Source organism: Kitasatospora sp. NPDC087861, assembly GCF_044742585.1.
Taxonomy (GTDB): Bacteria; Actinomycetota; Actinomycetes; order Streptomycetales; family Streptomycetaceae; genus Kitasatospora.
This window is the reverse complement of the sequence record NZ_JBIUUS010000003.1, coordinates 457,212-478,556: the sequence shown is the minus strand read 5'-3', so window position 1 is coordinate 478,556 and position 21,345 is coordinate 457,212. Positions and strand designations below refer to the sequence as shown.

The following is a 21,345-nucleotide window of genomic DNA, read 5'->3' as shown; positions in this document are numbered from 1 at the left end:
GCGATGTCCATCGGGAGGGTGATGTTCTCCAGGGCGGTGAGGGTGGGGAGGAGGTTGAAGGCCTGGAAGATGAAGCCGATGTGGTCGCGGCGCAGTTGGGTGAGCTGCTTGTCCTTGAGGCCGACGAGTTCGGTGTCGCCGATGGTGGAGGAGCCGGAGGAGACGGTGTCCAGGCCGGCCATGCAGTGCATGAGGGTGGACTTGCCGGAGCCGGAGGGGCCCATGATGGCGGTGAACTCGCCCTGGGGGAAGGTCACGGTGACGTTGTCGAGGGCGACGACGCGGGTCTCCCCGTCCCCGTAGACCTTGTTCAGGCCGGTGGCGCGGGCGGCCGCCAGGCCGGTACGGACGGCGGTTGCGGTCGACGTGGTCACGGGGGTGCTCCTTGGTGGTCGCGGGCTGCGGGAGGCGCGCTGGGCGTCTGGACGGCCGGACACCAGGGGCGCCCGGCCGTACCTCCATGCTCCGCTGTGTGATCATGGTTTCTCGTCGCTCCGCCGGACGGTTGGCCCGACCACCGCTGGGCGTACGGCCAGGTGACGCCCTCCTCCTGCGGTATGACGCCGACCCTGACCCCGGGGCGATGGCCGGAACCTGTGCACTTCGTGGCCAGATCGCGGACTATTCGTCAGATGGCAAGGAAGCATGACAACTTCCCTGGCTGGGAACATGCGAAAGAGTGAGCCGGACGACTAGGCTCTGGGGTGGCCTGCATCGGGGCGGAGCGATTTTTCTCCCGCCGACGGCGCGGTCCGTCCATGGGACGCCCGGATGGTGGAACGCAGACACGGGCAGCTTAAAACTGCTTGGCCGCGAGGCCGTGCCGGTTCGAGTCCGGCTCCGGGCACCGCTCGACTCGCGGGGGCGCCGACGGCGTCCCCGCCGGGAGTCGTTCACTGATCCTCCTCGCGGCGTATCCCGGAATTTTTGCCAAGCCATTACCCTGGTGGCTGGGCGGTGCAGTGCCGCCACGGAGGGAATGTGCAATGAGAAGCAGTAACCCGGTCTTCTCGCGGGAGGGTTCCTTCACCCGTGAGCCCGGCTACGCGGGGTTCGGTACCACCGCGCAGGCCGGGGGCCAGTACGGCAACAACCCCTACGCGGGGAGTCCTTACGCCCAGCAGCCGCAGGGCCCGCTGACCGACGAGCAGCTGTACGAGATGTACAACGGGCCGTCGGCCGGCCCCGCCGCCACCGGGCGGATGACGCTCGACGACGTGGTCGCGCGCACCGCCATGACGCTCCTGACCCTGGTCGCCGCCGGCGCGGTGGCCTGGTTCGCGCTGCCGTTCGAGAACTTCGGCTTCGCGATCGGCGCCAGCCTGGTGGCCATGGTGGTCGGCCTGGTGGTGTCCTTCAAGCGCAGCGTCAGCCCGCCGCTGATCCTGACCTACGCGGCTCTGGAGGGCTTCGCGCTCGGCGCCGTCACGCACGCGTTCAACACCCTCTTCGAGGGCATTGCGATCCAGGCGGTGCTGGGCACCGCGGCGGTCTTCGCGGCGATGCTGTTCGCCTACAAGAGCGGCCGGATCCGGGTCACCGCGCGCTACCAGCGGATCGGCATCGCGATCGCCCTGGGCTTCGTGCTGCTGATGGTGGTCAACATGATCGCGATGGCGTTCGGCGCCGACCTCGGCCTGCGCTCCGGCCCGCTGGGTATCGTGGTCGGCCTGATCGGCATCGGCCTCGGCGCCTTCTTCCTGTCGCTGGACTTCGCGGCGATCGAGGAGGCCATCGCCCAGGGCGCGCCGCAGAAGGAGGCCTGGCGGGCCGCCTTCGGGCTCACCCTGTCGCTGGTCTGGATCTACGTCGAGATGCTGCGCCTGATCGCGATCCTGCGCGGCGACGACTAACCCCGTTCCCGCCGTGCCACTGCCGCCGGGCCCCGGAGCAACCGCTCCGGGGCCCGGCGGCTTTCCGTTCCCGCTCCCTTAGGCTCCTTGGCATGCATGACGTACAGCCCCTGGTCGAAGCCGTCGACTCCCTGGCGGATCGTTTCCGCTCGTTGCCGCAGAGCAAGCTGCTGGGCGCCGTGCCCGGGTACGAGTCCCGGGCGGCGGCCGCGCTGGCGCTGGCCCGGCGGCTGGCGGCTCTGGCACTGGCGGTGGAGGGCGGGCCGGAGCGGGAGTTCCCGGACGCCGGGGCATTCGCGGCGGGCGACCAACTGGCCGTCGCCGGGCACGACCTGGCGGCCGTGCTCGCGGCGCTGCCGGAAGGTGCCGAAGTGCCGCTGCCGGACGGGCCGGAGGCGGTGGCCGCGGTGCTGGCCGAGACGGCGGCCGCGGTGCGCGAGACGGCGGCGCTCTGCCGCTGAAGCCGTCCGGACAGGCCGAAGGCCGGCCGGGTCGGTAACCCCTTGACCCGGCCGGCCTTCGGTCCTGCGTGGCGACTCCCCGTCAGATGCTGGCGACCACCCGGTCGGCGAGCACGTAGACGGCCTCCTCGTCGGTGGAGAAGGTCAGCGAGTACGAGCCGGAGAAGCGCGAGCCGCCGAGCAGTCGGACGTGCTCACCGGCACGGACCGCGTCGATCAGCCGGTAGGCGGCCTCCCGGTCGCCCGGGGCCACACAGAGCGTGGTGCCGTCCGCGAAGGCGTACACGTCCAGGGTGCCCAGCGGGCCAGGGCGGACGTCGATCAGGGCGACGTCCTCCTCGGCGAGGGTGGCCAGCCGGGTGTCGGTCCACTCGCGGGACGGCGCCTGGCTCGGCACGAAGTCGGGGTGGGAGGGGTGGCGGCGCAGGTCGGGCGCGGCGACCGGGGCGTCCTCGACGGCCGGTTCGGCGTCCAGCAGCCCGGCCTCCAGGCCGGTGGCCAACAGGTCGGCCTCGCGGCGGGCGCGGGCGTCACCGGTGGGCTCGGTGGAGGCGGTGCCGGCGGGGTGGCCGGGGCGCAGCGGGGAGCCGCCCTCGGGGCCGGGCGCGGCGGGACCGTCCTCGTTGATCAGGTCCTCCAGCGCGGAGCGCAGCGCCTCGCCGAACTCCGGGTCCATGGTGCCGGCGTTGTCGGCGGCGTCCTGCGGGCCGGTGGGGCGGGGGAAGAACAGCGGCCACTCGTCGGTGCTGGCGAACACGCCGGTGAACGGGGAGTCGAACAGCGGGGCGTCCTCGGCCGCGCGGGCCTCCTGCTCGGCCCAGAACGCCCGGGCCTCGGTGATCTCCCGCTCGCGGTCGGCGGCGAGCGCCTCGGCGACGGCCTGGCGTATCGCGGCCTCGTCCACCGGGACGGGCGCGGCCTGGGCCGCGGCCTGCGCGTCCAGCCGGTGGGAGAGTCCCCGGAGGTGGAGCAGCACGGCGGTCGACACGGTGATCAGGATCAGCAGCAGGATGGTGTAGACGGCGCTCACGGAACGTACTCCTAGCGAGGAGCGGAACGGGGTTACGTGTCCACACTGCCGCATCCGGGGGTGTTGACGCAGTGGCGAATGTCTAATTTGTGCGGGACTTTCGCTCTTGTCCCCAAATTGTTAGGTAACACCGTTCTACGCAGTGGAGTTGATCCGCTCCGCAGTGTCGATTTCCGAGCCGAAAACGAGCGAAAAGAGGGCCGGATCGACCTCGCGGTGTGATCCGGCCCTCAATTACGCAGCGTCACTCCAAACGGGTGGTCCAGACCCTTCGGAGTGTCCGGTGGGGTCAGCTCAGGCGCTCGATGACCATCGCCATGCCCTGGCCGCCGCCGACGCACATGGTCTCCAGGCCGAACTGCTTGTCGTGCCACTGCAGGGAGTTGATCAGGGTGGTGGTGATCCGGGCGCCGGTCATTCCGAACGGGTGGCCGACGGCGATCGCGCCGCCGTTGACGTTCAGCTTGTCCAGGTCGACGCCGAGATCCCGGTAGGACGGGATCACCTGGGCCGCGAAGGCCTCGTTGATCTCGACCAGGTCGATGTCACCGATGGTCAGACCGGCCCGCCGCAGCGCCTGCTTGGAGGCCTCGACCGGGCCGTAGCCCATGATCTCGGGGGAGAGCGCGCTGACGCCGGTGGAGACGACCCGGGCGAGCGGGGTGATGCCCAGCTCGCGGGCCTTGGTGTCGGACATGACGACCAGCGCCGCGGCGCCGTCGTTCAGCGGGCAGCAGTTACCCGCGGTCACGGTGCCGTCCGGACGGAACACCGGCTTCAGGCCGGAGACGCCCTCCAGCGTGACGCCGGCGCGCGGGCCGTCGTCCTTGCTCACCACGGTGCCGTCCGGGAGCGTCACCGGGGTGATCTCGCGCTCCCAGAAGCCGGCCTTGATGGCGGCCTCGGCGAGGTTCTGCGAGCGGACGCCGAACTCGTCCTGCTCGGCGCGGGTGATCCCCTTGAGCGCGGCCAGGTTCTCGGCGGTCTGGCCCATCGCGATGTAGGCGTCCGGCAGCAGCCCGTCCTCGCGCGGGTCGTGCCACGCCCCGCCGCCCTCCTCCGCGCGCTTGGCGGTGCGGGCCTGGGCGTCGTCGAAGAGCGGGTTCATGGTGCCCGGCATGCCGTCCGAGGAGCCGTTCACGCTGCGCGAGACGGTCTCCACGCCGGCCGAGACGAAGACGTCGCCCTCGCCGGCCCGGATCGCGTGCAGCGCCATCCGCGTGGTCTGCAGCGAGGACGAGCAGTAGCGGGTGATGGTGGCACCGGGCAGGTAGTCCATGCCCATCTGGACGGCCACGATGCGGGCCAGGTTGTGGCCCTGCTCGCCGCCGGGCAGGCCGCAGCCCAGCATCAGGTCGTCGATCTCGCGCGGGTCCAGCTGCGGGACCTTGGCCAGCGCGGCCTGGATGACGTGGGCGGTCAGGTCGTCCGGGCGGACGTCCTTGAGCGAGCCCTTGAAAGCCCGGCCGATCGGCGAACGGGCGGCGCTGACGATGACGGCTTCGGGCATGGCGGGCTCCTCGCTGGGTGACGGCGGACTGGCGTCCGGGAGGAAAGTTACCGCCTGGTAGATCAGGCGTCACCCGTCCCGGCATGTGAGCTGGCCGACGTGTTGCCGGCACCCGGAACGGTGCCGTCCCGGGCCTCCTCGGGGGCCGAGGAGCCGGGCAGCCCGACCCGCAGCCGGTGGCGCAGCAGCGCCCAGCGGCGGGCGGCGTCCTCCGCCCCGACGGCCGCCACCTCGGTGCCCGAGTGCCCGGCCGCCGTGGCTGCGGCCACCGCGACCGGCAGCACCGTCTCGCCCGGCACGGGCCCGGCCGGGTGCTCCTCCTCCGGCCAGAGGTCGAGCGCGGCGCACACCGAGGGCAGCACGGCCATCGCGGCTGTCGCGTAGCCCTGAGCGGACGGGTGGTAGCGGTCGGCCGCGAACATCTCCGGGCGCGCCGCGAACTCCGGGCCCAGCAGCGACCCCAGCGAGACCGTCCGGCCGCCCGCCTCCACCACCGCGATGGTCTGTGCGGCCGCCAGCTGCCGGCTCAGCCGGCGGGCCACCCAGCGCAGCGGCGGGCGCACCGGCTTGATCGTCCCGAGATCCGGGCAGGTGCCGACCACCACCTCGCAGCCGTTCGCCCGCAGCGCCGCGACCGCCTCGCCGAGCTGACGGACGGCCAGCTGGGCCGGGCTGTGCCGGGTCACGTCGTTGGCGCCGATCATGATCACGGCGACGTCCGGACGGTGCGGCAGGGCCTGCTCCAGCTGGCCGGAGAGGTCGGCGGAACGGCCGCCGGAGCGGGCCACGTTGACCAGCCGGACCGGGCGTTCGGCCACCGAGGCCAGGCCCGCGGCCAGCAGTGCGCCCGGGGTCTCCCGGGACCGCAGCACACCGAGGCCGGCGCCGGTGGAGTCGCCGAGAACGGCCAGCACGAGCGGCGGCTGCGCGGCGGCGGAGCCGTCGGCGAAGGCCTCGCCGTACACGCCGTCGGCCTTGGGCGGATCGCCCTCCAGGACGCCGATGGCCTGGATCGCGAGCTTGCTCTCGGTCAGCAGCACGCCGACCAGGCCCACCCCCAGCAGGCCGAGCCCGCCGCCGCCGTACGCCGCCGCGGTGGCGATCCGGCGGGCCACCCGGGCCCGCGCGTCCTGTGCCCCTGGCATCCGATGCCCCCTTCGCGTCCTCGTGCCGCCCCCTCCGGGGCCATGGAGATGCCTGCACACCCCTCCTACCCGCGCGGGGGCCCGGGCTACCTGCGGGGGTGGGCCATTGGGGGAGAGGCGGGGCCGGCGGCGGGTGGGGCGGAAGGGAGGGCTGGGGCGGGCGGCACACCCTAGGCTTTGCAGTACCGAAAGCACTCGCATGCCCACAGACCGGGAGGACCCCCGTGCGGTACCACAACTCGATCATCGACCTGGTCGGCAACACGCCACTGGTCAAGCTGAACAAGGTCACCGAGGGCATCAGCGCGACAGTGCTGGCGAAGGTCGAGTACTTCAACCCCGGCGGCTCCGTGAAGGACCGCATCGCGATGCGCATGATCGAGGCCGCCGAGGCCTCGGGCGCCCTGAAGCCGGGCGGCACCATCGTCGAGCCGACCTCCGGCAACACCGGTGTCGGTCTGGCGATCGTGGCCCAGCAGAAGGGCTACAAGTGCATCTTCGTCTGTCCGGACAAGGTGTCCACGGACAAGATCAACACCCTCCGCGCGTACGGCGCCGAGGTGGTCGTCTGCCCCACCGCCGTGGCCCCGGAGCACCCGGACTCGTACTACAACGTCTCCGACCGGCTCGTCCGGGAGACCCCGAACGCCTGGAAGCCGGACCAGTACTCCAACCCGGACAACCCGGCCTCGCACTACCACTCCACCGGCCCGGAGCTGTGGGAGCAGACCGACGGTCGGATCACCCACTTCGTGGCGGGCGTCGGCACCGGCGGCACCATCTCCGGCACCGGCAACTACCTGAAGGAGGTCTCGGGCGGCAAGGTCAAGGTGATCGGCGCCGACCCGGAGGGCTCGGTCTACTCGGGCGGCACCGGCCGGCCGTACCTGGTCGAGGGCGTCGGTGAGGACTTCTGGCCGACCGCCTACGACCGCAGCGTCGCCGACGGCATCGTCGCCGTCTCCGACAAGGACTCCTTCCAGATGACCCGCCGTCTGGCCAAGGAGGAGGGCCTGCTGGTCGGCGGCTCCTGCGGCATGGCCGTGGTGGCCGCGCTGGAGGTGGCCAAGGAGCTCGGTCCGGACGACGTCGTGGTGGTGCTGCTGCCGGACGGCGGCCGCGGCTACCTGTCCAAGATCTTCAACGACGACTGGATGGCCGACTACGGCTTCCTGCCCTCGTCCACCGACGAGGCGCACATCGGCGAGGTGCTGGCCCGCAAGGAGGCCATCGAGCACGAGGGCATCCCGCAGTTCGTCCACATGCACCCGAACGAGACGGTCGCCGAGGCGGTCCGGGTGCTGCGCGAGTACGGCGTCTCGCAGATGCCGGTGGTCTCCCCGGGGGCCGGGCACCCGGACATCATGGCCGGCGAGGTGATCGGCTCGGTGGCGGAGAAGCTGCTGCTGGAGGGCGTCTTCGCGAAGGAGATCGAGCTGACCGACACGCTGGACCGGGTGATGTCCAAGCCGCTGCCGGTGGTCGGCTCGGGCGAGACGGTCACCAACCTGATGACCGTGCTGGAGAAGGCCGACGCCGCGGTGGTGCTGGTGGAGGGAAAGCCGAAGGGCATCGTCACCCGCCAGGACCTGCTGGGCTTCCTCGCCGGTCGCGCCGCGCACTGACCCGCGGCCGTCCCGGGCGCGGTCCGCGCACCGATTCGCCCACGGGCGAAGTGGTACACCGGCGTCACGTGCCCGCAGCACGGGGTTAACAACCGTCCGGCATCGTGGTGGTCAACGGCAAGACGCCGAGCGAGACGACGGCAACCGTCCGGGAGCGGCTCCCCGGCGGACGCGGTCGGCTCCGGACACGTCGGGCGGTCCTGACCCGGCCCGCCGTGTCCGCCCTCCCGTCCGGTAACCCGGGGGAGAGGGGCCGTCCGTGGGAGGCGCCGTCGTCCCGCCCCTGCCCGGCTGCGGCCGGTCGACAGGGTGCGGCGGCTCCCGCGGCACTCCGCGCCGCACGGCGCGTCTCCGCGGCTCCCGGGTGGGGGAGCCCAGGCGGAGAGCGGCAGGGCCGGTCCTTCTCCGAGGGACCGGCCCTTCCCGTACCCTCGCACGCATGACCAGCACTGAAACGACCGACCAGGACGCACCGCGCTACGTCCGGCTCAAGATCGAGCTCATCGCGGAGATCACCGACGAGGGCGCGCTCAAGGCGGCCGCCCTGAAGCAGGTGACCGAGGACGAGTACCTGGACGACGACGAGCGCGCCCAGTCCGTCGACGCCATCGAGGTGGACCCGTCGGGTTCGCTCGCCCACTTCATCGACCCGGTGGCGCTGCTCGGCGATGTGCCGGGCGTCGAGCTGGCCTCGGCGACCTGGGAGTCGGCGCAGACCGAGTTCGACCCCGAGACCGAGGAGTGGGACGAGTACGTGGTGGACGAGTCCGCCGAGTAACGGCCTTTCGTCACCGCTCGTGAACGCCCGGTCTGCTCTGCAGGCCGGGCGTTTTGTCCCTGTTCGGCGGGAAGTTGGGTCATCTCATACGATCGCTTACCCTTCGGTGGTGGAACCGTGTGCGGGCGGATTGCGTTTCTGTATCCGTAAATGCCCGGATGATCAGCAGGGAGACGCGACGTGACGGCACGGGACGGCCAGGGGCTGGCAAGCGGGGGCAGCTGGAGCCGGCGCGGAGTGCTCGCGGGCCTGATCGGGGCGCCCGTCCTGCTGCTGGCGGCCTGCAACGACACCAAGGGCACCGACGCCAACGGCTCGGGCGGCTCCGGTGGCTCGGGCGGCGCCAACGGGACCCCGGCCGGCGGCGGCTCGGCCAGCAGCTCGCCGAAGACCTCCGTCGCCGTCATCACCGTCACCCCCGCGGACGGCGCCGCCGCCGCCAGCTTCAGCGAGCCGGTCAAGGTCACCGTCAGCAACGGCACCCTGGGCACCGTCAAGGTCACCGACTCCACCGGCAAGGAGCTGGCCGGCCAGCTCGCCGCCGACGGCACCGGCTGGACCTCGGCCACCGCCCCCGCCAGCGGTACCAAGTACACCGTGGCCGCCACCGCCCTGGACAAGGACAAGCTGGAGGCGGACGCCAACGCCACCTTCACCACGGCCACCCCGGCCAACACCTTCGTCGGCTACTTCACGCCGGAGGACGGCTCGGTCGTCGGCGTCGGCATGCCCGTCTCGATCAACTTCAGCAAGCCGGTCACCGACAAGAAGGCCGTCCAGCAGGCGATCACCGTGATAGCCGAGCCGGGCGTCGAGATCGTCGGGCACTGGTTCTCCAGCACCCGCCTCGACTTCCGGCCGCAGGAGTACTGGGCCAAGGGCACCCAGGTCACCCTCAAGCTCCGGCTCAAGGACGTCGAGGGCGCCAAGGGCGTGTACGGCACCCAGTCCAAGGACGTCCGCTTCACCATCGGCCGTGCCCAGACCAGCGTCGCCGACCTCGCCACCAAGAAGCTCACCGTCACCACCGACGGCCAGGTCAGCGCCGTCTACAAGATCTCCGGCGGGGCTCCCGACCACCGCACCTGGGGCGGCAAGATGGTGATCTCCGAGCAGTTCCAGCAGACCCGGATGAACTCGCAGACCGTCAACCTCGGCAGCGAGTACGACATCGCGGACGTGCCGCACGCCCAGCGGCTCACCACCTCGGGCACCTTCATCCACGGCAACTACTGGTCCTCGCCGTCGATCTTCGGCGGCCAGAACACCAGCCACGGCTGCATCGGCCTGCGGGACGCCCAGGGCGCGCAGGACGGCAGCACGGACGGCTACAAGTTCTACAAGAGCTCGATGATCGGCGACGTGGTCGAGGTCACGAACTCCGGCGACAAGACCGTCGCCCCGGACAACGGCCTGAACGGCTGGAACCTCGGCTGGGCCGAGTGGAAGGCCGGCAGCGCGATCTGACACCCGGCGATTCCCGGGAATCGCCGAACACGCTCCGGGCGGACCGCACCTCGCGGTCCGCCCGGAGCGTGTTTCGGCGGTGCGGCCCGGCCGTCCGACGAGCGGCCCGGGCGGTCAGTCCCGGGTGCGGGCCACCCCGATCGGGCAGGAGGCGCCGGTGCCGCCGAGACCGCAGTAGCCGTTCGGGTTCTTGGCCTCGGACAGGTACTGCTGGTGGTACGGCTCGGCCGGGTAGAACGGGCCGGCCGGGGCGATCTCGGTGGTGATCGGCCCGTAGCCGAGCGCGGTCAGGGCGGGCTGGAACGCGTCCCGGGTGGCGGCGGCGGTGGCGGCCTGCGCGGGGGAGTGGGTGTAGACGGCGGAGCGGTACTGGGTGCCGACGTCGTTGCCCTGGGTCGGGTCGTGCGCCTCCCAGAACGTCTGCAGCAGCCGCTCGTAGGAGATCTGCGCGGGGTCGAACACCACCCGGACCGCCTCGGTGTGCCCGGTCAGCCCGCTGCACACCTCCTCGTACGTCGGGTTGGGGGTGTAGCCGCCCTGGTAGCCGACCAGCGTCGTCCAGACGCCGGGCAGACGCCAGAACGTCCGCTCGGCGCCCCAGAAGCAGCCCAGCCCGAAGTCGGCCACCTCCAGGCCGTCCGGGTACGGGCCGGTGAGCGGGTGGTCGAGCACGGTGTGCGGCCCGCCCGGGGCGAAGGCCGGCGACTCCCGGCCGGGCAGCGCCTGGTCGGCGGGGACGAGCGAGGTCTTGTGGCGGTCGAACAGCACGGCCTGCTCCTGCGGGGTAGGGAGGGTTGCGCAGGATTCAACGCGGCGGGCCGCCCCCGGATTCCGGCGCCGCCCGGGTCCGCGGCGGGGCGGGCCGTTCCGGCGGGCGTCCGGGCGTACCGCCGCCGGGGATTGTCCGGTCCTTCGCACGCCCGGCGGGAACTGTCAGACAGGCCTTAGGCTCGGACCCATGACCGAGCACCAGCTTCCCCAGGGCTTCGAGACCCTCGCCATCCACGCGGGTCAGGAAGCAGACCCCCAGACCGGGGCCGTCGTCACGCCGATCTACCAGGTGTCCACCTACAAGCAGGACGGGGTGGGCGGCCTGCGGGGCGGCTACGAGTACAGCCGTAGCGCCAACCCGACCCGTACCGCGCTGGAGGAGTGCCTCGCCGCGCTGGAGGGCGGTGCCCGCGGCCTCGCCTTCGCCTCCGGCCTGGCCGCCGAGGACACCCTGCTGCGCACCATCCTCAAGCCGGGCGACCACATCGTGATCCCCAACGACGCCTACGGCGGCACCTTCCGGCTGTTCGCCAAGGTGCTGACCCGCTGGGGCGTCGAGTTCTCCGTGGCCAACACCCAGGACCTGGCCACCGTCCGCGCCGCGCTGCGTCCCAACACCCGCGCGGTCTGGGTGGAGACCCCGTCCAACCCGCTGCTGGGCATCACCGACCTGGCCGCGCTCGCCGAGATCGCGCACGGCGCCGGCGCGCTGCTGGTGGTCGACAACACCTTCGCCAGCCCGTACCTGCAGCAGCCGATCGCGCTCGGCGCGGACGCGGTCGTGCACTCCACCACCAAGTACATGGGCGGCCACTCCGACGTGGTCGGCGGTGCGCTGGTGCTGGCCGACGCGGGCCTGGGCGAGGAGGTCGCCTACCACCAGAACGCCATGGGCGCCGTCTCCGGGCCGTTCGACGCCTGGCTGGTGCTGCGCGGCATCAAGACGCTGGGCGTCCGGATGGACCGGCACAGCGCCAACGCGGAGAAGGTCGTCGAGCTGCTGGCGAGCCACCCGAAGGTCAGCCAGGTGCTCTACCCGGGCCTGCCCGGGCACCCCGGCCACGACATCGCGGCCAAGCAGATGAAGGCCTTCGGCGGCATGGTCTCGTTCCGGGTCGCGGGCGGCGAGCAGGAGGCCGTCGAGGTCTGCAACCGCACGCAGCTGTTCACCCTCGGCGAGTCGCTCGGCGGCGTGGAGTCGCTGATCGAGCACCCGGGCCGGATGACCCACGCCTCGGTGGCCGGCTCGCCGCTGGAGGTGCCGTCCGACCTGGTGCGCGTCTCGGTCGGCATCGAGTCGGCCGACGACCTGCTCGCCGACCTCAGGCAGGCGCTGGGCTGAGCCCTGCCGGGCGCTACTGCTGGCCCTGCTGGTCCGCCGTGTACGACTCCATCGCGTGGTTGAAGCGGGCCAGCAGGGCGCAGAACGCCTGCTGCTCCTCGGGTGGCCAGCCGGCCACCAGTCGGCGGGTCAACTCGGCCCGGCCGTCCCGGACTTCGGCCAGCCGGCCGGAGCCGACCGGGGTCAGCGCGAGGCGTACGGCGCGGCGGTCGGCCGGGTCCTGGACCCGGCCGACCAGCCCGCCCGCGACCAGTGGGGCGACCTGCCGGGTCACCGTGGAGGAGTCGACGCCGAGGGATTCGGCCAGCGCCTTGACGTTGGCGGGCCCGTGCCGCTCCAGGCGGTCGAGCAGCAGGTAGGCGGCCCGGTCCAGCGCGCCGACGCCGCCGCCGGAGGTCCGGACCTGCTCCATCCTGCGGGCGAACACCGCCAGCTGGTACTGGAGTCGGGCGTGCACGGGGTCGGTGCGGTCGGTGGCCTGGGGCGAGGTCGTCGTCATCGCGGCTCACGATCGTCGTGCGGTGAGGGAGGCTCAGAAGCAGCAGCGTACGCGCGCGGAGCGGGCCCGGGAACAGCCCCGGCATCCCGGATTGCCGGTGTCGACCACCGTAGGCTGGCGTTATGCACAACTGGCCGGTCACCCTCGACGACGTCCGCGGAGCCCAGAAGATGCTCGCCGGGGTCGCCCGGGTGACGCCGATGGAGAGCAGCCGGCACCTGTCCGGGCTGATCGGCGCACCGGTCCACCTGAAGTGCGAGAACCTCCAGCGCACCGGCTCGTTCAAGCTGCGCGGGGCGTACGTGCGGATCGCCGGGCTCTCGCCGGTGCAGCGGGCCGGCGGGGTGGTGGCGGCGAGCGCCGGGAACCACGCGCAGGGCGTGGCGCTGGCGGCCGCGCTGCTGGGGGTGCACTCGACCGTGTTCATGCCGGTCGCGGCGCCGCTGCCCAAGATCGCGGCCACCCGCGAGTACGGCGCCGAGGTGCGGTTGCACGGCGCCACGGTGGACGAGGCGCTGCAGGCCGCGCAGCGGTACTCGGAGGCCACCGGCGCGGTGTTCATCCACCCCTTCGACCACTGGGACGTGGTCACCGGCCAGGCGACCGTCGGGCTGGAGATCCTGGAGCAGTGCCCCGAGGTCCGCACCATCCTGGCCGGGGTGGGCGGCGGCGGCCTGCTGGCCGGGATCGCGGCGGCGGTCAAACCGCTGCGGCCGGACATCCGGGTGGTGGGGGTGCAGGCGGCGGGCGCGGCCGCGTACCCGCCCTCGCTGGCGGCCGGGCGGCCGGTGTCGCTGGAGCACTTCGCCACGATGGCCGACGGGATCATGGTCGGCCGGCCCGGGGACATCCCGTTCGAGGTGGTCAACACGCTGGCGGACGGCGTCCGGACGGTCTCCGAGGAGTCGCTCTCGCGGGCCCTGCTGCTCGGCCTGGAGCGGCTGAAGCTGGTGGTCGAACCGGCCGGGGCGGCCCCGATCGCGGCGCTGCTGGAGCGGCCGGACTCCTTCGAGGGCCCGGTGGTGGCGGTGCTGTCCGGCGGCAACATCGACCCGCAGCTGATGCAGCGGGTGCTGCGGCACGGGCTGGCGGCGGCCGGGCGCTACCTCTCGCTGCGGGTGCGGCTGGCGGACAAGCCGGGCGCGCTGGCCGACCTGCTGGGCGTGCTGACCCGGCTGGACGCCAACGTGCTGGACGTCGCGCACGTGCGGATCGACCCGCGGCTGGGGCTGACCGAGGTCGAGGTGGACCTGCACCTGGAGACCAAGGGGCCGGAGCACTGCGCGGCCGTGGTCGGCGAGTTGCGGGACTCCGGGTACGTCGTCTCCGGCTGAGGCCCGTCCGGCCGGGGCTGCCGTGCGCCCGTTCGAGGCCCGTCCGCCGGGGCTGCCGTTCGTCCGGCCGGGGGCTGCCGTTCCCGGGGTGGGTGTCAGTGGTCCCTGGCACGATGGAGGAGTCATTTCCCTTGACGCGATATATCGCGTACTGCCACACTCGCGATACATCGCGTTCTGTGTCCCGGGAGCGAAACCGAAGTCGCCCGTGCGCCTGAAAGCCGGGCGGAGTGGGACAGATAGCCCCTATTCGTCCGAGGAGATGAGGCAGGCCATGGCGCCAGCCATCCAAGCCGAGAACCTGGTGAAGACCTTCGGCGACGTACGAGCCCTGGACGGCGTCAGCCTCGACGTCCCCGAGGGCACGGTGCTCGGGCTGCTCGGCCCGAACGGTGCCGGCAAGACCACCACCGTGCGCGTCCTCACCACCCTGCTGCGCCCCGACTCCGGTCGCGCGGTGGTCGCCGGCGTCGACGTGCTCAAGCACCCCAACAAGGTCCGCAGCCTGATCGGCCTGTCCGGCCAGTACGCGGCGGTCGACGAGTACCTGACCGGCTTCGAGAACCTCCAGATGGTGGGCGAGCTCTACCAGATGAGCGCCCGCGAGGCGAAGGCCCGCGCGCTGGAACTGCTGGAGTGGTTCAACCTCGGCGAGGCCAAGGACCGCACCGCCAAGACCTACTCCGGCGGTATGCGCCGCCGCCTGGACCTCGCCGCCGCGCTGGTCGTCCGGCCGCCGGTGATGTTCCTCGACGAGCCGACCACCGGCCTCGACCCGCGCAACCGGCTCGCGCTCTGGGAGGTCATCGAGACCCTGGTCGAGCAGGGCACCACGCTGCTGCTCACCACCCAGTACCTGGAGGAGGCCGACCGGCTCGCGCACGACATCGCCGTCGTCGACCACGGCCGGGTGATCGCCCGCGGCACCGCCGACCAGCTCAAGGCCCAGATCGGCGGCGAGCGGATAGAGGTCGTGGTGCACGAGCCGGGCCTGGTCGCCGACGCGGTCGCGGCGCTGTCCGGGTACGCGCTGGGCGAGCCGGCGGTGGAGAAGAACACCCGCAGGATCACCGTGCCGGTCAGCGGCGGCGCCCGGGTGCTCGCCGACGCCATCCGCGAACTGGACTCCCGCGGCATCGAGATCGACGACATCGGCCTGCGCCGCCCGACCCTGGACGACGTCTTCCTCACCCTCACCGGCCACGTCGCCGAGGCGGCGGAGGAGGGGAACGGCGCCGACCCCGGGGGCCGCGGCCGCAGTGGCCGGGGCCAGGGCGGGCCGGCCGCCGACGGGCCGGACGGCGCCGACGGACCGGGACCGGACAAGCAGGCCGTCGCGGCCGGAAGGGAGCACTGAGATGAGCACCGCCACCGAGCACGCCATCGGCGCGGCGATGCCCAGGCAGCGCCGGGGCGCGGCCGCCACCCTGCACGACTCCTGGGTGGTCGCCAAGCGCAACCTGCGCCGGATGACCAGGATCCCCGAGATCGTGGTCTTCGGGCTGATGCAGCCCGTCATGTTCGTCCTGCTGTTCTCGTACGTCATGGGCGGGGCGATCCAGATCCCCGGGACGAACGCCGGCTCCGGCACGTACATCCAGTTCCTGATGGCCGGGATCTTCGCCCAGACCGTCACCTTCGCCACCGCCGGCGCCTCGGCCGGCATCGCGGAGGACATGACCAAGGGCCTGGTGGACCGCTTCCGCTCGCTGCCGATGGCCCGCTCGGCGGTGCTGGTCGGCCGCACCCTGGCGGACCTGTGCCAGACCGCGTTCACCGTGATCGTGCTGGCCGCGGTCGCGCTGCTGGTCGGCTGGCGGATCCACGACGGCGTGCTCAACGCGCTCGGCGCCTTCGCCCTGCTGCTCCTGCTCGGCTACGCGTTCTCCTGGATCGGCGCGCTGATCGGCCTCTCGGTGCGCAGCCCCGAGGCGGCCACCTCGGCCGGCCTGATCTGGCTGTTCCCGCTGACCTTCGTCTCCAACGCCTTCGTGCCGGTCAGCTCGATGCCGGGCTGGCTGCAGGGGGTCGCGTACTGGAACCCGTTCAGCGCCACCGTGCAGGCCTGCCGCGACCTGTTCGGCAACCAGGTCGGCCCGGTGGACAGCGCCTGGCCGATGCAGCACGCGGCCCTGGTGTCGGTGCTCTGGTCGGTGCTGATCACCGTGCTGTTCTCCTGGCTGTCGGTGCGCAAGTACCGCTCGGCCGTGGGCTGAACCGCGCCCGGTACGCCGCGAGGGCGGCCGCGGAGTCCCTGGACTCCGCGGCCGCCCTCGTCGGTTCGTTCGGCCGGGTCAGCCGGCGTGCGGCACGACCTTGACGATCTTCACCATCGCGGGCTTGCCGTTCGGCAGCTCGTAGGTGGCCTCGTCGCCGATCTGCTTGCCGTCGATCGCGCGGCCCAGCGGCGACTGCGGCGAGTAGACGTCCAGCGCGTCGGAGTTGGCCACCTCGCGCGAGGCGAGCAGGAACTCCATGGTGTCGCCCTCGTCGCCGTCGAAGGCGACCGTGACGATCATGCCCGGGGCCACCACGCCCGAGTCGGCCGGGGCCTCGCCGACCTTCGCGCGCTCCAGCAGCTGGGTCAGCTGGCGGATGCGCAGCTCGTACTTGCCCTGCTCCTCCTTGGCCGCGTGATAGCCGGCGTTCTCCTTGAGGTCGCCCTCCTCGCGCGCCGCCTCGATCTTCTGGGCGATCTCGATGCGCCAGGGCCCGGTCAGATGATCCAGCTCGGCCTTGAGCTGGTCGTAGCCGGCCTGAGTGAGCCAGGTCACGTTCTCACTGGTCTGGGTCACGGGTGCTCCTCGTAGGTGCTGGGGCTGTGCTGAGGGTGTGAGTCGTCAGCAGGGTTGGTGGTGATATCGGTCGTAACTACAAAGCAACGCCCGCTCCCGTACCATCCGGTGCGGAAGGGGCGAAACCACGAGCCTAACAAGTCCTGCCGACAAGCAGAAGGGTCGTTGGCGCGCCATTGACGTCGGCGTCGCGCCACGGTGTGCAACGGCGGTGGACCGGGCCGGGGAGGGGACTTCCTACGGATGCCCGTTCTCCCGCTCGACTATGCGCCGGGTGCGGGGCCGAGTGCCGGTGACACCCCGGTGGCGGGCCTACTTCGCGGGCGTACAGCCGAGCAGCTCGGCGGTGGTGCCGCGGGCGGTGGTCCGCAGCGTCACCACGGTCTCGTAGCTGGAACCGTCCGCCGGGACCGGGAAGTCGGCCACCCCGACCACCGCACCGTCCGAACCCTGCGAGCGGACCGTGCAGCTGCCGGCCGTGCCGTCGCTCTTGCGCACCGCCAGGTGCAGCTGGACCTCGGAGTCCGAGACCGTCTGGAAGATCGGCACCGAGCCGTTGATCTTGGTCTCGCGCAGCAGGTAGGAGCCCCCCAGCCAAGCCACCAGGCCCAGGCCCAGCACGCCGCAGACCGCGCCGACCACCTTCAGGCGGCGGTCCGAATCGCGGTCGCCGCGCCGGCCGTAGCGCCCCTCGGGCAGCTGCGGGGTGGTGGTGCTCGCGTTCATCGGACCCAGTCCTCTCCTGAGGGGAGGGCCGCGTGGGTGGTGCGGGGGAATGCGACGCTCCTCCAGTCCGTCACTATAGGAGGGGCACGCCCACGGCCGGTCCGGCGGGGGCGGGGCTCGGCCGGTCCGGAACACATCCGCGGCCGGTCCCGCGTTGACGCGGCCCCGAGGTGAGCGGCTCGTACGGTGGGCGGACCGGACTTCGCGGAACGCCCGATGATGTGGAAGGAACGCAAGGCGTTGACTGAGCAGTTGCGACTGATGGCGGTGCACGCCCACCCGGACGACGAGTCCAGCAAGGGCGCGGCCACCATGGCCATGTACGTCGAGCAGGGAGTGGACGTGCTCGTGGCCACCTGCACGGGGGGCGAACGCGGGTCGGTTCTCAACCCCAAGCTGCAGGGGGACCCGTACATCGAGGAGAACATCCACGAGGTGCGCCGCAAGGAAATGGACGAGGCCCGGGCGATCCTGGGCGTCAAGCAGGCCTGGCTGGGCTTCGTCGACTCCGGCCTGCCCGAGGGGGACCCGCTGCCCCCGCTGCCCGAGGGCTGCTTCGCCCTGCAGGACGTGAAGGAGGCGGCCGAGCCGCTGGTCCGGCTGATCCGCGAGTTCAAGCCGCAGGTCATCACGACCTACGACGAGAACGGCGGCTACCCGCACCCGGACCACATCATGACCCACAAGATCACCATGCTGGCCTTCGACGCCGCCGGTGACCCGGACGCCTACCCGGAGGCCGGCGAGCCCTGGCAGCCGCTGAAGGTCTATTACAACCACGGCTTCCCGATGGGCCGCATCCGCGCCCTGCACCAGTACCTCACCGAGCACGGCCACGACTCGCCGTACGGCGAGTGGATCGAGGGCTGGGAGAAGAGCGGCCGCAAGGAGCGCGAGATCACCACCCGGGTGCAGTGCGGCGACTGGTTCGAGACCCGCGACCGCGCCCTGATCGCGCACGCCACCCAGATCGACCCCGACGGGCCGTGGTTCCGCGTCCCGCTGGACGTCCAGCGCGAGGTCTGGCCCACCGAGGACTACGAGCTCGCCCGTACCCTGATCGACGTGGACCTGCCGGAGGACGACCTGTTCGCCGGCCTGCGCACCCCCACCCTGGCGGCGGAAGCCGCCGACACGCGCGACTGACCCACCCCCCGATGGCCCGGCTCCGCGTGAGCCGGGCCACCATAGAGATATGAGCGCCCCCGTGAACTTCGTCAACCTCGCCGCCGATCTCGCCGTCGACGACGCCAAGGTCACCCCCGGTCTCCTCGGCTTCGTCGTCTTCGCCGCCCTCGGCGTGGCGACGTGGTTCCTGGCCAAGTCGATGAACCGGCAGTTCAAGAAGGTCGACTTCGCGGAGGAGCCGGAGTCCCCCAAGGAGTGACACTCCGGCCTCCGGCCGGGCGCTGATGCGCGAAGGTGCCGATGCGCGAAGGTGCCGATGCGCGAGGACGGGGGCATGCCGAACCGTCTCGCGGACGCGACCTCGCCGTACCTGCTGCAGCATGCCGAGGACCCGGTCGACTGGTGGCCGTGGGGGGGGGTGGAGGCGTTCGGGGAGGCCCGGCGGCGGGGCGTGCCCGTCCGGCTGCCCGACCCCGCGCAGATGCCCCGCTCGGAGGAGGTCCACGCCAACCTGATCGACCGGCAGTCCACCGCCCGGCAGGACCTCGTCCTCGCCGAGGCCGGGAGCGAGGCCCCGGTCGTCGGGAGTGGCAGGCGTGGGGAGGTTCGCATGGCGTGCGTCGAGGCCTTCGGCCACTCCGTGGAGGCCGGCTCCCGAGCTGACGGCCTGTCTCCGGGAAGCGACTGAAGGTGGCGCGGGCGTCGCGGCACGGGCGGGTACTCGGGCATGGGCGCGGTGGGAACGCGACCCGCGAAGCGAGACCAACTCGTTCGGTCAGGCCAAGGTTCACCACGGTTACAGGATGCGAGGACGCAAGACGGGCCGGTCAGCGTGGCCGCAGCCCGTCGAAGACCACCGCGAAGATCCGCTCCCGGGCCGACACATCGTTCCCGAGGTGCTCCATCGTCGTGGTCGTACCGACCAGCAGGGCGATGAGCTCTGGCAGGCCCAGCTCCGGGCGGACCGCCCCGGCCCGCTGCGCCCCGGCCAGCAACTCGGCGAGCCGCGCCCGGATCGCCGCGCTGGACTCTTGCAGGGCCGCGTGCGCGTCCACACCGGCGGCGGCGAGCGCTTGGGCGAACTCGCTCTTGCCCGCGGACTGCTCGACCACCAGGCGGAAGCAGTCGAAGAACGTCTCGGCGGGAGCGGACTCGGCGGGCAGCTGTGCCGCCCGGGCGGCGATCGTCTCCAGCCTGCGCACCATCACGGCTTCCAACAGCGCTTCCTTGGTCGGGAAGTGCCGGAAGAGCGTGCCCACCCCGACCCCGGCGGCCCGGGCGATCTCCTCGGTTGGCACGCCGACGCCGCGGGTGGCGAACACCTGCGTGGCGACGTCCAGCAGCCTGGCCCGGTTGCGGGCCGCGTCCGCCCGCAGCGGGCGTTCCTGAGCGCCGCTCATCTCTCCCACTCTTTCCTGTCGGCGGCGAAGCCGCACTGGACAAACGGAGTTGCTAGTCCGTATCGTTGAAACCGGAGTCGCTAGTCCGATTCTAGCGACAGATCCCGCTGGGGGTTGATCATGTCCGAAACACTGTCACCTCGTGAGGTCTTCGCGAAGCTGCTCGAGGGTATCGGCGCGGGGCGGTTCGCGGAGCTCGCGGACCTCTACGCCGAGGACGCCGTGGTGGAGATCGCGTTCGCGCCCGTCGGACCGCACCGGCTCGAGGGGCGGGCTGTGATCGAGGAGCGGTTCATGGAACTCGCCACGAGCGTCCCCGTGGAGCTGACCCCGGTGAACGTGGTGATCCGGGAAACCGACGACCCGGAGGTGATCGTCAACGAATGGGACTACCAGGTGCATCACCGGGCGACCGGGCGGACCTTCAGGGCCGCCAACATCCAGGTGCTTCGTGTCCGCGACGGCCTGATCGTCAGCAGCCGGGACTTCCACGACCACTTGGCCCTCGCCGTGGCCGGCGGCAACCTACCGCAGCTGGTGGAGGCGTTGGAAAGCAAGTGACGCGGGTCGTCCGCGGCCGCACTGGCACAGGCGTCGCCGGATCGCCGAGTTCACTCAACGCGTGAAACGGTGAGAATCCGACAGCACGGATGAGACCGGGTAGGAATCCGCCAAGCGCACTGCGACAGGACACCTCGGGGAGGTCGCGGTTTGCAACCCGCACCTCTGCTGTGACAACAAGCCTGTCCAGGTGGCAACTAGCGTGTCCCGGCACACATCGGCCTCGGCCCCGATGCCACCGGCGACCTCCCGTCCGCGGACGTTCTCGACCAGGCTGTGGCCGCCGGGCAGAACCGCATCACCACCCACACCGCCTCGGCTGCGGTGAACGGTTGGATCTTCGACAGGACCGGTGTCGGCACCTACGGCACGGACTACGACCAGCGCGCCTACATCGCGTGGACCGCGCTGGGCGCCAACCTGCCCCAGGACGCGATCTACCAGAACACCATCGCCAAGGCCGCCGACGGCGATGACAACCGCATCCGCTACACCCTCCACCTCCCCGCGCTGCCCACCGTCGAGGCGTTCTGGTCCGTCACCGCCTACGGCGCCGACAGCTTCCCCGTCGAGAACGACGCCAAGATCTACTCCCTGGGCCACCAGATCCCCCCGGGGCAGCAGCCCCCCTGAAGGCCAACCCGGACGGCTCCTTCGACATCGCCGTCCAGTACAGCGACCCCAACCCGGACGCGGGCCCCGAGCACCCCTCGCCCAACTGGCTCCCGATCCCCCGCCGCGGCGAGTTCTCCCTCACCCTGCGTCAGTACGTGCCCCAGACCGACCCCATCTGGACCCCGCCGACCCTGACTCCGCTGACCCCGTCGAGCGGCGAGTAGCCGAGAGCGGACAGCACTGTGCCCCGCCGGATCCTCGGATCCGGCGGGGCACAGTGCTGTCCGGGTGCGACGGCGACGTCT

The 21,345-nt window shown here is 71.8% G+C and carries 23 protein-coding genes, 1 tRNA gene and 1 pseudogene; 16 read left to right on the top strand and 9 right to left on the bottom strand.

Annotated elements, in window-relative coordinates; all coding sequences use genetic code 11:
* The coding region (locus tag ACIOJE_RS07190; RefSeq protein WP_280676582.1) for an ABC transporter ATP-binding protein at nt 1-374 on the bottom strand (374 nt) is incomplete at its 3' end.
* Nucleotides 375-765: 391 nt separating this feature from the next.
* Here ACIOJE_RS07190 and ACIOJE_RS07185 point away from each other — a divergent pair.
* From ACIOJE_RS07185 to ACIOJE_RS07175, 3 genes are all read left to right on the top strand, one after another.
* Nucleotides 766-847, top strand: a tRNA-Leu gene (locus ACIOJE_RS07185).
* 139 nt (nt 848-986) lie between these two features.
* Entirely contained in the window at nt 987-1,853 is an 867-nt protein-coding gene (locus ACIOJE_RS07180; RefSeq protein WP_280676581.1) for a Bax inhibitor-1/YccA family protein, read from the top strand.
* Between the two features lie 92 nt (nt 1,854-1,945).
* Nucleotides 1,946-2,314 (top strand): hypothetical protein, encoded by a 369-nt coding sequence (locus ACIOJE_RS07175; RefSeq protein ID WP_280676580.1) that lies wholly within the window; start codon nt 1,946-1,948, stop codon nt 2,312-2,314.
* 82 nt (nt 2,315-2,396) lie between these two features.
* On the opposite strand, the gene ACIOJE_RS07170 is transcribed toward ACIOJE_RS07175, so the two are convergent.
* The 3 genes from ACIOJE_RS07170 to ACIOJE_RS07160 form a co-directional block, all read right to left on the bottom strand.
* Nucleotides 2,397-3,344 (bottom strand): hypothetical protein, encoded by a 948-nt coding sequence (locus ACIOJE_RS07170; protein WP_280676579.1) that lies wholly within the window; start codon nt 3,342-3,344, stop codon nt 2,397-2,399.
* Between the two features lie 289 nt (nt 3,345-3,633).
* Nucleotides 3,634-4,854 (bottom strand): acetyl-CoA C-acetyltransferase, encoded by a 1,221-nt coding sequence (locus ACIOJE_RS07165; RefSeq protein WP_400773922.1) that lies wholly within the window; start codon nt 4,852-4,854, stop codon nt 3,634-3,636.
* A gap of 62 nt (nt 4,855-4,916) precedes the next feature.
* On the bottom strand, nt 4,917-5,999 hold the full coding sequence (locus tag ACIOJE_RS07160; RefSeq protein ID WP_280676575.1) for an SGNH/GDSL hydrolase family protein: 1,083 nt from the start codon (nt 5,997-5,999) through the stop codon (nt 4,917-4,919).
* A 224-nt stretch (nt 6,000-6,223) separates the two neighbouring features.
* Here ACIOJE_RS07160 and ACIOJE_RS07155 point away from each other — a divergent pair, with 224 nt between their 5' ends.
* The 3 genes from ACIOJE_RS07155 to ACIOJE_RS07145 all read left to right on the top strand — a co-directional run bounded on the left by ACIOJE_RS07155 (nt 6,224) and on the right by ACIOJE_RS07145 (nt 9,869).
* Nucleotides 6,224-7,624 carry a cystathionine beta-synthase gene (locus ACIOJE_RS07155; protein WP_280676573.1) on the top strand — a complete coding sequence of 467 codons (1,401 nt, stop codon included), beginning with the start codon at nt 6,224-6,226 and terminating at the stop codon, nt 7,622-7,624.
* Nucleotides 7,625-8,063: 439 nt separating this feature from the next.
* The gene (locus tag ACIOJE_RS07150) at nt 8,064-8,402 is read left to right on the top strand and encodes a hypothetical protein (RefSeq protein ID WP_280676571.1); all 339 of its coding nucleotides are present in this window, start codon (nt 8,064-8,066) and stop codon (nt 8,400-8,402) included.
* A gap of 180 nt (nt 8,403-8,582) precedes the next feature.
* A complete protein-coding gene (locus ACIOJE_RS07145; protein ID WP_400773918.1) occupies nt 8,583-9,869 on the top strand; it encodes an Ig-like domain-containing protein in 1,287 nt (428 codons plus the stop codon).
* Nucleotides 9,870-9,983: 114 nt separating this feature from the next.
* Here ACIOJE_RS07145 and msrA read toward each other — a convergent pair whose 3' ends face one another.
* Nucleotides 9,984-10,637, bottom strand: coding sequence for a peptide-methionine (S)-S-oxide reductase MsrA (gene msrA, locus ACIOJE_RS07140; protein WP_400773915.1), 654 nt, complete (start codon nt 10,635-10,637; stop codon nt 9,984-9,986).
* A 190-nt stretch (nt 10,638-10,827) separates the two neighbouring features.
* Here msrA and ACIOJE_RS07135 point away from each other — a divergent pair, with 190 nt between their 5' ends.
* Nucleotides 10,828-11,982 (top strand): cystathionine gamma-synthase, encoded by a 1,155-nt coding sequence (locus ACIOJE_RS07135; RefSeq protein ID WP_280676565.1) that lies wholly within the window; start codon nt 10,828-10,830, stop codon nt 11,980-11,982.
* Nucleotides 11,983-11,995: 13 nt separating this feature from the next.
* Here the strand turns inward: ACIOJE_RS07135 and ACIOJE_RS07130 are convergent, their stop codons facing one another.
* Entirely contained in the window at nt 11,996-12,481 is a 486-nt protein-coding gene (locus ACIOJE_RS07130) for a MarR family transcriptional regulator (protein ID WP_280676563.1), read from the bottom strand.
* Nucleotides 12,482-12,603: 122 nt separating this feature from the next.
* Between ACIOJE_RS07130 and ilvA the strand changes: the two genes are divergently transcribed.
* The 3 genes from ilvA to ACIOJE_RS07115 all read left to right on the top strand — a co-directional run bounded on the left by ilvA (nt 12,604) and on the right by ACIOJE_RS07115 (nt 16,031).
* Nucleotides 12,604-13,815, top strand: coding sequence for a threonine ammonia-lyase (gene ilvA / locus ACIOJE_RS07125; protein ID WP_280676561.1), 1,212 nt, complete (start codon nt 12,604-12,606; stop codon nt 13,813-13,815).
* Between the two features lie 274 nt (nt 13,816-14,089).
* A complete protein-coding gene (locus ACIOJE_RS07120; protein ID WP_400773910.1) occupies nt 14,090-15,172 on the top strand; it encodes an ATP-binding cassette domain-containing protein in 1,083 nt (360 codons plus the stop codon).
* Nucleotide 15,173: 1 nt separating this feature from the next.
* The gene (locus ACIOJE_RS07115) at nt 15,174-16,031 is read left to right on the top strand and encodes an ABC transporter permease (RefSeq protein ID WP_400773907.1); all 858 of its coding nucleotides are present in this window, start codon (nt 15,174-15,176) and stop codon (nt 16,029-16,031) included.
* Between the two features lie 78 nt (nt 16,032-16,109).
* On the opposite strand, the gene greA is transcribed toward ACIOJE_RS07115, so the two are convergent.
* Nucleotides 16,110-16,610 (bottom strand): transcription elongation factor GreA, encoded by a 501-nt coding sequence (greA, locus tag ACIOJE_RS07110; protein WP_280676556.1) that lies wholly within the window; start codon nt 16,608-16,610, stop codon nt 16,110-16,112.
* Nucleotides 16,611-16,922: 312 nt separating this feature from the next.
* Nucleotides 16,923-17,336: a DUF4307 domain-containing protein gene (locus tag ACIOJE_RS07105; RefSeq protein WP_400773904.1), complete on the bottom strand. Its 414-nt coding sequence runs from the start codon at nt 17,334-17,336 to the stop codon at nt 16,923-16,925.
* A 240-nt stretch (nt 17,337-17,576) separates the two neighbouring features.
* Here ACIOJE_RS07105 and mca point away from each other — a divergent pair, with 240 nt between their 5' ends.
* The 3 genes and pseudogenes from mca to ACIOJE_RS07090 form a co-directional block, all read left to right on the top strand.
* The gene (gene mca / locus ACIOJE_RS07100; protein WP_280676552.1) at nt 17,577-18,482 is read left to right on the top strand and encodes a mycothiol conjugate amidase Mca; all 906 of its coding nucleotides are present in this window, start codon (nt 17,577-17,579) and stop codon (nt 18,480-18,482) included.
* Between the two features lie 49 nt (nt 18,483-18,531).
* Nucleotides 18,532-18,723, top strand: a complete 192-nt coding sequence (locus ACIOJE_RS07095) for a hypothetical protein (RefSeq protein ID WP_280676550.1) — start codon at nt 18,532-18,534, stop codon at nt 18,721-18,723.
* Nucleotides 18,724-18,798: 75 nt separating this feature from the next.
* A pseudogene (locus ACIOJE_RS07090) lies at nt 18,799-18,930 on the top strand (DUF255 domain-containing protein); the annotation flags it as partial.
* A 361-nt stretch (nt 18,931-19,291) separates the two neighbouring features.
* Here ACIOJE_RS07090 and ACIOJE_RS07085 read toward each other — a convergent pair.
* Nucleotides 19,292-19,864 (bottom strand): TetR/AcrR family transcriptional regulator, encoded by a 573-nt coding sequence (locus tag ACIOJE_RS07085; protein WP_400773899.1) that lies wholly within the window; start codon nt 19,862-19,864, stop codon nt 19,292-19,294.
* Between the two features lie 120 nt (nt 19,865-19,984).
* Here ACIOJE_RS07085 and ACIOJE_RS07080 point away from each other — a divergent pair, with 120 nt between their 5' ends.
* The 3 genes from ACIOJE_RS07080 (at nt 19,985) to ACIOJE_RS07070 (ending at nt 21,264) form a co-directional block, all read left to right on the top strand.
* A complete protein-coding gene (locus ACIOJE_RS07080) occupies nt 19,985-20,425 on the top strand; it encodes a nuclear transport factor 2 family protein (protein WP_280676546.1) in 441 nt (146 codons plus the stop codon).
* 276 nt (nt 20,426-20,701) lie between these two features.
* Nucleotides 20,702-21,058 (top strand): DUF1214 domain-containing protein, encoded by a 357-nt coding sequence (locus tag ACIOJE_RS07075; protein WP_400773897.1) that lies wholly within the window; start codon nt 20,702-20,704, stop codon nt 21,056-21,058.
* A complete protein-coding gene (locus ACIOJE_RS07070; protein ID WP_400773950.1) occupies nt 20,956-21,264 on the top strand; it encodes a DUF1214 domain-containing protein in 309 nt (102 codons plus the stop codon). The genes ACIOJE_RS07075 and ACIOJE_RS07070 overlap by 103 nt, the downstream gene beginning before the upstream one ends.
* The last annotated feature ends 81 nt before the right edge of the window (nt 21,265-21,345 follow it).